The sequence below is a fragment of the Pseudomonas sp. P867 genome, from assembly GCF_019891455.1.
Lineage (GTDB): Bacteria > Pseudomonadota > Gammaproteobacteria > Pseudomonadales > Pseudomonadaceae > Aquipseudomonas > Aquipseudomonas synxantha_A.
Map to the genome: position 1 here is coordinate 1 of NZ_JAFLXB010000027.1, position 9,160 is coordinate 9,160.

The following is a 9,160-nucleotide window of genomic DNA, read 5'->3' on the forward strand; positions in this document are numbered from 1 at the left end:
GGCATGTCGTCACCTGGTTACGGGATGGGCACAGGGTGGGGGACAGCAAATCACAGCATGGCTTGAAACATAGGCCGGTATCGCCCGGGTCGCAACCGGGCGGTCCGATGCATGACTTTTTTTGGCGCATGGGTGATGCGCAGGAGGGGAGATGGTGGAGATCAAATATGGTAGTTGTCGAGCTTTGGCGAGGCTGCGAAGGCGGCGGCACTGTCGGCATTTATGTTGCCTGACCCACCGCCATCGCGGCCTCGCTAAAGCTCGAGCGCTCCCACATCGGCGTTCGGCTATGGCCATTTCTAGGCATAGCCGGACGCTTTTATGGCTCTATCGGACGAGCTATCGAACCTTCAGCCAAAGTTTCATAAAAGAGCCCCAAGGTAACCATGTTAAGTCGCCAATGGTGTTATTGATTTGGTTAGCCACATCAGAGTCAAAGGCTTCAGTATTTCCAAGCGTCCCAGTGGTAAAGAATGCGACCGTGTTGGCTTCAGCCGCAGTAAAGAAGTTTTTGGCCCGCTTTCCTTCTTCCAATGCCTTCACAGCCTTGCCTGGTATCCGCCCGACCATGTATGGGGGCTTGCCATTTGCAAAATCCCCGTACAAGCGACGATAGTCTTTGAATTGTCCGAGTCGTCTAAGTCTTGGGATCAAGTTCGGGACGGTTCTAGAAAGAAGGTTTCTGGCCATCGCGATTCCAGAGCGCCCCAGGTACAGGGCAAGAGAGGCGACTTTTTTAACGAGCATGGCCCCGCCGCCCAATACTCCTGTGCCCAAGGATACCCAGGCGAGAATACTCGAGAGTTCAGGATTGGTATCTTGGGTAAGCACCGACGCGATATTTGCCGCTAATGACACGACCGCGAGCCCGACCAGCGCAGCCGTAAGCAGTAAAGATGTGCCCCCACTCACGATGGCGGCCAATATGCCAATCGCACCGAAAATCCAGGTGCCCAATGGATTATCGGGCCCGAGCGAGATGGGTCCAGGCTCGCGCCCTTGGCCCTGCCATTGATTCCACAAAGCGTCATTCACTGAAAAATGTCCGCTGGGGTCGCTGAAATTGACTGGATCACCCTCGGCGCAGTAGGCATACAGATTAGGGCCACCTGGCCCGAAAGGGCTGAGGCTGTCCGGAGTGTAGAAACACATGCTGGAAGCTGAGTAATAGCGTCCTTGTCCGCCCGCCCCCAAAACGTATTGACCCGTATCGGCATCAAGGAATTCGCCCTTGAAACCCAGCATGGAATCGGTCTCGGCCGGGGATTGCTCGCCGTATGCCGTATAGGCGTGATGCCTGAGAGTTTGGGCCTGAAGGTCATAGCTGGCCCATACCGTGCCATGGGCGTCTCTGAGTTCAAACAGGGTTCTTTTCACGCCCGAGCGTTTGATCTGTAGAACCGTACAGCCCTCGCTCCCGGGATTCAGCTCCCGGCTGCTGTCGTTATTGGCAGTCGAATATTCTCCACACACCGTTAGCCCGTCATAGATGAGTTGAGTTTGCACGCCGTTGTTGTCCCGGATCATCAGGCGGTCGGAGGGATCATAGCTATAACGGATACTCCCGGCCTGGATCAATCGACCGAGCCAGTCATACGTGTATTTTTTTCCCGAAGCGTCCTGTGTCACCCGCCCGGCTGCGTCGTACCTCAATGTGGCGGCTTCGGGGTAGTCCGAATGGCTGTTGTAGACTGTCGCCAACCGAAAACCATTCAGGCTATCGTTGCTGTTGGTTGTGGTGTTCTTGAACCCACCAAAGCTTGTGACGCAAGTGGTGACATTTCCCAATGCATCGTAAGTGAACTCTTGCTTGTCGATGTCCTGGTTTTTTGGGGTCTTGGGTCGCCATACGCCCGTGGTGGTATAGGACTTGAGTCGCCCGCCCGGCGTGTAAGCCATGATGCGTGAACCCAGCACGATGTTGTCCTGTTTCAAGAACACCGATTTCAGTTTGCCGTCGCCGTAATACGCGCTCTCTATTTTGAGGTCAACTTTGCCACTGAGTGTAAACCGGCGACTGGTTTCACGCCGTTCTGCGTCGTAGGTATATGTCACATCGAAAGTGACCTTCGGATCGGTTGAGTTAATAGGACCAATAATCAGCTCCTTACTCAAAAGTCCCTGACTGTCATAATTATGGCTACACGTAAAGTGGAAATTGTTGGCTGCATAGCGTTGATCTCCGCTGTAAAGGAACAGTGTCTTATTACCTGTAGGGTCTGTATTGGTGAGCAGGCGTCCACCGTGTGAATACTCGGAAAATGTCTCTTTGGTTTGACCGGGCTGAGTTTGTATATGCTGATTAGTTATATACAGGTTGGCGTCATGATTGTACTCGAGAAACTTTTCGCCCTCGCTCGCTGACGAGATCTTCTGTGCCCCATACGCGTAGGTGTAAGATTGCTGCTCGGTGCGGTTGGTCGTGCCGGTGTTTGCCAAGCGGTTGCCAAGTTCCTTGATGTATTCATGTTGGAGTAGAGTGCCATCGGCGGTTTGGGTTGACGCAGGGACTGAGCTGGCGCCTATATAGGTATAGGTTTCAGTGCACTTGCCGCGGGTGAGTGAGGTGACTCGGCCCCAACTGTCGATGGTGCGTTTGCCCAGTATGTGGCGGTTATTCGAGAATTCGATATCGATCTGGGTGGCTTCGGTCATCAGCCAGTGTTTAGGGTAAGTGTAGTAATAGGTGTAGACCAGGCTGGGGGCCAGTATTCCGTTGTTCTTTTCGCTATGTTTTTCGCTCAACAGACGGCCACTGCCATCGTAAGCGTAATCAATGGTTGTATCGCCCAGTTCACCATCCGTGTGCAGTTGCTTGATCTGCCTGGCGCGGGTATAGGTGGCAGTCTGGGTCTGATAAATGTTGCCCTCCTTGCCTCTCCATTCAATCTTCTTGATGGTCTCATCCAAGTTATAGGTGGTAATTGTTCTGTGCTTGTCGGTTGCCTTGCCGGTCCATTGTGTAAGCGTCAGTGCGATGGGGTCTTTGAGGTCGAAATCTTCCCTGCCGTTGCTGTAGCGTCGTCCGCTGACCCGATTCCAGTCATCATATTTCAACTCCTGCCATTCAAGGAGTTGGAGTGGCATATTCTGGTAATCATACTGGGTGGTACGTAGTTCACGCCCAATACGGTCGTAGCTGACGGCTTTGATCAGCTTTTTTTGGCCATCTTCGATCAAGTATTCACTGACCAGTCGGTCTTGGCCATCGTATTGACTCAAGCGGGTTTGCCCATTGGGGGTGGTCATTTGTATCTGCCCGGGGGCCGGGTAAGTGTAGGTGGTGACTTGGCGATAGGTAGTGCTCTGCGCGCACACTGTCAAAGTGCTCAGTTGGCCGTTATTGTTGTAGCTGTACTCGGTGCGGTTGCCATCAACGTCGACTTGGCGAATGAGGCGTCCGTCAAGAGTGCTCTTGGTTTCCGAAGAGGTGCGGCTGTTACCTTGTTCATCGGTTTCGGTCGTTGTGGTGGTAAGTTCGATATTACCCACGCCCCCCAAGGCATAGGCGAACGAACGTAGAGGGTCACTCACCAGGGGCGCCAAATGTTTATTGCCCAATGTCGACCGGCGGATGCTCTTCACACGTCCGGTGCGAAAGTCTTCGATGACATTGCCTTCCTCTGTAACGTTAGCCTCGAAGTATTCGTACTGTTGGCCTACCAGCGCGGCATCGGCAAATTTATCCGTCGCTAAACTGCATTGCAACGTACTGTAAAGTCTGGCCTCCAGCGAGGGGGTCATTTCATATCGGTGAAGTTCGAACTCGGCAACATTACGCAAGCCGGGGATCAAGTCGGACAGCCCAGGGATGATTGCCAGTAAACCGGGTGTTTCGACAAACTTGGTATCCAGCGCGGCAGATGGGAACAGGCTCTCATATGTATAGTCTGCGGTTTCCCACTGAGTGCCCGGTTTGTCATTTTGTTCTTCCTTGGAAGCGCGTGCGATTGCGCTTAGTAATTCGCGGGCTTTTAGCGTACCGTTGCTATGTTTCAAAAAATTGTAAATCGGGTCTGTAAACGAGCGTAGATAGTCCATCTCGGTAGTAATGGTCTGTTGTTGGTTTTTGATAAGGCCAGAACTATCGTTAAAAGTATTCTTGTTCGTCGTTGTCCGGCTTCTGTTCGCTTGTTGGTAAGTTACTCGGGTTTCACGACTATCAAGGTCATCATCCTTACTCATGTTATACGCTGTCAGGGTTTTGGCAGAACCTTGGGAGAGCGTCTCAGTCTTGACGTCATGTTCATCGTCGTATTGATAAACCGTGGTGCGAATGGCCGGTACGCCCTCAGCCATGATCGTCCGGTATTTTTTTTCATCTTGACGCTCATACGCATAGGTTGTAATAACAGGCGTGCCGCCACCCGTTGGGGTGAGCGTGTGAGTACTGACGCAAGGCAACGCTGACAACTGTGGGTTGTCCGGAAATGTCAGTCCGTTGTCTTTATATTCGACCGCCTCTTGGAGTCCGTCGACATTGGTGATCTTGTTCAACAGCCAACCACACACCGGATGGTCCAAATACTCCAAGGTGGTTTTGTGAGTATTCCCGAGGGTAACGGACTGCAGGGCGTAATCTTTAAGTGCCAACGTGTAGGTGAGGGTTTGAGTTGCATCATCAGGCCAGAACATAATCTTGACTGTCCCAATGGCCGGCGATGTATCGGGCGCGGGGGGCGTGTATTCAATCTTGAGCAGGTTTCGCTTGGTGCTGTCCGTGATGCCTGTTAATTGAAGTTGATAATACGTTTTGCCCTCTATAACGTGGGGCGTTGATGTCCATGTGAAATATAAGTTTTTCGACTCCTTGAGGTCGGGATTATAGGTTGTCAATATTTTTGGTACATAGATGCCTGTGTTGTCCAGCAATTCCAATACTTCATGTCTTGTGTCCTTGCGCATCACGGTCAGTTGGTTGTTGAACCAGGAGACATTAACGGCATCGTTTTGTGGGTCAGGATCGATACCTTTTTTTATATTTAGTACTTCGCCGGAGTGCAATGTTAAACGGTTATGCGCAGTGCTATAAGTGGTTAGCCCAAAAAAACAGCCATCCCCCAATGCAAACAGGTTATTGAAGGTGGGGGCACAGTGAAGCCCCATTTCAAACACAGGGCCGCTGCCGTCGTTACCGACGATTGAGGGGAGGGGAATAAAGGCCTCGAACAGGCCTGTGCGTGGATCGACCACGTTGCGTTTTTGAGTGGTGGCGTTAAAAATTGGATCGTTCTCGGAATCGCTAGGGTCCGTACCCATTGGATTGTGGGCCATGTTCATTTCCTTATGTCGTAGTAGGCCCCCTTCGTGGGGGAGATATGCACTACTTGAAAACTACACGGTCGGTAAGCCTGCGATAACTGTAAGAGTTCACAGTATTTTATATTAAATAGTTTTTGAATTTATTATTTTAATCTCCTTTGCGAATAAGGATGTTTGTGATCTGTATGAAAGGTGGAGGCCTTCAAGTTCGGATCGACATCATGCACATCAACGTCCGGCCACAGCGTCTTCTATAGTTGCAATATCAATCTTGGTCATTTTCATCATCGCCTCAAACGCACGCTTGGCGACGGCAGGATCTTTGCTGGTGACCGCATCGACCAACACCCGTGGCGAGATCTGCCACGACAACCCCCACTTGTCCTTGCACCAGCCGCAGGCGCTTGCCTGCCCACCATTGTTGACGATGGCATTCCACAAGCGATCGGTTTCTTCCTGGTCATCCGTAGACACCTGAAAGGAAAACGCCTCACTGTGCTTGAACATCTGGCCGCCATTCAGGCCGACGCAGGGGATACCCAGCACGGTGAATTCCACGGTCAACACTTCGCCCTGCTTGCCGGCCGGGTAGTCGCCAGGCGCATGGTGAACGTTCCCCACTTTACTGTCGGGAAAGGTGTTGGCGTAGAAGGTCGCCGCCTCCAGGGCATCGTTGTTGTACCAGAGGCAGATCGTATTTTTGTTGTTCATCGCAAGGCTCCTCGGGTTGGAAGGTGCGTGAAGTCTAGACGATAACCGCGGGCGTTCTACCCCGTTTAGAACCGCTCATCCAGGATCGCCGGCAAGGTGATGTCCTTGACGAAACTGGCCGGCGACAAGTTCAGCGTCATACGCACCACTTGCACCACGTCATGCACCGGAATCGACTGGCCTTCACCGCGTTGCGCCGCCACTGCGAGCGGTGTGCTCAACGGGTCTTCGGTGTTCAGGTAGCCCAGGTTCAGGCAGGTCACGCCCAGGCGCTGATGCCGATAGCCTTCACGCAAGGCATCGGCAATCCCGCGCAGCGCAAACTTGGAGGCACCGAAGGCCACCTCCGGGCGGCCACTTTGCGGCAGGCCGGAGGTCGAGCCAGTCAGGATGATCCGTGGGTTGGCGCTGTCGAGCAGCACCGGCAGCAGGCGTTTGATCAGCAACAAGGTAGCGGTGATGTTGCACGTGACAATGGCTTCGAGCTGCTCATCACTGTCGGCCAAAAAGTTGTACGCCGGGTCGAAGGCAAATTCTTCCCAGATACCCAGGTTGTAGATCAAGGTATCCAGCCCACTCTCGGCCACCGAGGCTTCAATGGCCTGGGCAGCTTTGGCGGGTTCGGCCAGGTTGGCTTCGATCCAACGCACCTGCACATCAGCCTTGTGGTTGAGCTGTTCTGGACGGCTGCGGGATACACCGATCAGCGTATCCCCGGGTTCGCCCAACCCCTCGATCAGCGCCTTGCCCAGGCCTTTGCTGGCGCCCACTACCATGGTTTTCATTACGCGTCTCCTTGACTGAAGGGCGTAGTTATAAGGCAGTTGGGTGGGGCTTTCCAGCCTGCTGTTCAGGCTTGCACGGCTTCCCGGCAAATGCGTAAACCCGCACGCCGCGAGCGCCAGGCCAAACCCAGCACCATCATCAAGCCCAGGCCCGCCATGATTGCGCCTGCCAGGGAAATGGCCGGGTAGCCCAGCCCGGCGTTGATCACCGCGCCACCCAGCGCGGCACCAATCGCATTGCCAAAATTGAACGCGCCGATGTTCATCGCCGACGCCAGGTTAGGCGCATCCTTGGCGGCCTCCATCACACGCATCTGCAACGGCGGTACCAGCGCAAAACTGGCGGCACCCCATAGCAGGATCGACACGGCGGCAGGCAGCGGCCATTGCATCAGCACCGAGAAGGCCAGAAGCACGGCAATCAACACCACCAGCGAGGTGATCAGGGTACGGTCCACCGAGCGGTCGGCCGACTTGCCGCCCCACACGTTGCCCAGGGTCAGCCCGATACCGAACAGCACAAGCATCCCGGTGACGAAGTTGGTCGAGGCGTGGGTGACGTTGCGCAGAATCGGCGCGATGTAAGTGAACACCGTGAACATCGCACTGGAGCCCACCACCGTCAGCGCAAGCGCGGCCAGCACCGGCCCGCGGCCCAATACGCGGATTTCCGCCATCAGGCTGCCACCTTTAGGCGCGGGTGCATTCGGCAACGCCCACCACAGCGCCGCCATCACCACCGCACCGAGGCCGCTGATCCCCCAGAACGCCGTGCGCCAACCAAAGTTCTCGCCAAACCAGGTCGCCAGCGGCACGCCGCCAATGGTCGCCAAGGTCAGCCCGAGAAACATCGCCGCGACCGCTCCCGCGCGTTTCTCCGGCGCTACCACGCTGGCTGCCACAATCGAACCAATGCCGAAAAACGCCCCGTGGTTCAGCGACGTCACCAGCCTTGCGATCATCAAGGTCTGGTAGTTGGTGGCCAGCGCCGACAATAAATTGCCCAGGGTAAAAATCGCCATCAGCCCGATCAGCAAATAACGACGCGGCACTCTCGCCGTGGCGAGGGTCATGATCGGCGCGCCGATCAGCACGCCCATGGCATAGGCACTCACCAGCAGCCCGGCGGCTGGAATGGATACGCCAAGATCGGCGGCAATACCGGGCAACATGCCCATGGGCGCAAACTCCGTGACCCCGATGCCGAAGGCACCGATGGACAAGGCTACAAGGGGTGGATTGATACGCATGGTTGACTCCTCATCTGTGTGCCTAATGCTACAATCCAGCCTTTTCAAGCAGTAGCCCTTGCTCGGGAACTACAGCTTTGCGCAGGAGGCACAAATGGACATCGGCGGTCGGTCAGGAGAGATGGAGGTGTTCGCCATGGTCGCCGAGCAGGGCAGCCTGTCGGGCGCGGCGCGAGCCCTGGGGCTGACGCCATCGTCCATCAGCCGCATCATCACCCGCACCGAAAAGCGCATCGGCACCCGACTGCTGCTGCGCACCACCCGCGCCATCACCTTCACCGCCGAAGGCGAAGCCTACCTGCGCGGCGCCCGGCGCATCCTCGCAGACATGGCCGAAGTCGAAGACGCCATCACCGACCAGGGCACCCCACGCGGCCGCCTGCGAGTCAGCGCCGCACTGGCCCATGGCCGCATGACCATCGTCCCGCTGATCGCCGCCTTCAGCGCCCGCTATCCGGCCATCGTCGTCGACCTGATGCTCGGCGATGAAGTCGTGGACATCCTCGGCGGCCAGGCCGACGTCGCCATCCGCTTCGGCCCCCTCGCCGACAGCCCCCTGACTGCTCGTCATATCGGCTCCACCGGGCAGGTGATTGTCGCCTCACCGGACTACCTGGCAAGGCATGGCACCCCGGTGACGCCGCAGGATCTACTCCAGCACAACTGCCTACGCTTCAACTTCCGCCGAGCGGCGCCGGATTGGCCGTTCAGGGCGGATGGGCGGGAGTTTTCGTTGAAGGTGGCGGGGACGATTGAGGGCAACAGTGGCGAGGCATTGGCACAGTTGGCAAAGCTGGGGGCAGGGATTGCGCGGATTGGGGCGTTTAGTGTGGTGGAGGAGGTGAAGCGGGGGGAGTTGGTGGTGTTGCTGGAGGACTTTAACCCGGGGGATGTGGAGCCGATTCATGCGGTGTTTGTGGGGGGAGGGGCGATGCCGGCGCGGGTTAGGGCGTTTGTGGATTTTTTGGTGGAGCGGCATGGAGGTTGAGGAGGTGCGGGTTTAGGTCTGGATTTGTTGGGATGGGGGGATCGGCGGATTTCGGCCGATTCTGTTGAAAAAGTAGCTCCCCTGACTGGCCTCCGGCAAAATCTCTTCATTGGCCGGAGGGGGATCACACAGCATGATGGGACAGTTATCGAGTGGGCAGGAGC

At 55.8% G+C, this 9,160-nt stretch carries 5 protein-coding genes; 1 reads left to right on the top strand and 4 read right to left on the bottom strand.

Annotated elements, in window-relative coordinates; translation table 11 throughout:
- Positions 1-339: 339 nt before the first annotated feature.
- From J1G33_RS27600 to J1G33_RS27615, 4 genes are all read right to left on the bottom strand, one after another.
- Positions 340-5,274 carry an RHS repeat-associated core domain-containing protein gene (locus tag J1G33_RS27600; protein WP_223019162.1) on the bottom strand — a complete coding sequence of 1,645 codons (4,935 nt, stop codon included), beginning with the start codon at positions 5,272-5,274 and terminating at the stop codon, positions 340-342.
- A gap of 216 nt (positions 5,275-5,490) precedes the next feature.
- A complete protein-coding gene (locus tag J1G33_RS27605) occupies positions 5,491-5,973 on the bottom strand; it encodes a VOC family protein (RefSeq protein ID WP_032880904.1) in 483 nt (160 codons plus the stop codon).
- Positions 5,974-6,038: 65 nt separating this feature from the next.
- The gene (locus J1G33_RS27610) at positions 6,039-6,758 is read right to left on the bottom strand and encodes an SDR family oxidoreductase (protein ID WP_032880906.1); all 720 of its coding nucleotides are present in this window, start codon (positions 6,756-6,758) and stop codon (positions 6,039-6,041) included.
- Positions 6,759-6,823: 65 nt separating this feature from the next.
- Positions 6,824-8,008, bottom strand: a complete 1,185-nt coding sequence (locus J1G33_RS27615) for an MFS transporter (protein ID WP_122732842.1) — start codon at positions 8,006-8,008, stop codon at positions 6,824-6,826.
- 94 nt (positions 8,009-8,102) lie between these two features.
- Here J1G33_RS27615 and J1G33_RS27620 point away from each other — a divergent pair, with 94 nt between their 5' ends.
- Entirely contained in the window at positions 8,103-8,996 is an 894-nt protein-coding gene (locus tag J1G33_RS27620) for a LysR family transcriptional regulator (protein ID WP_223019163.1), read from the top strand.
- Positions 8,997-9,160: the final 164 nt, after the last annotated feature.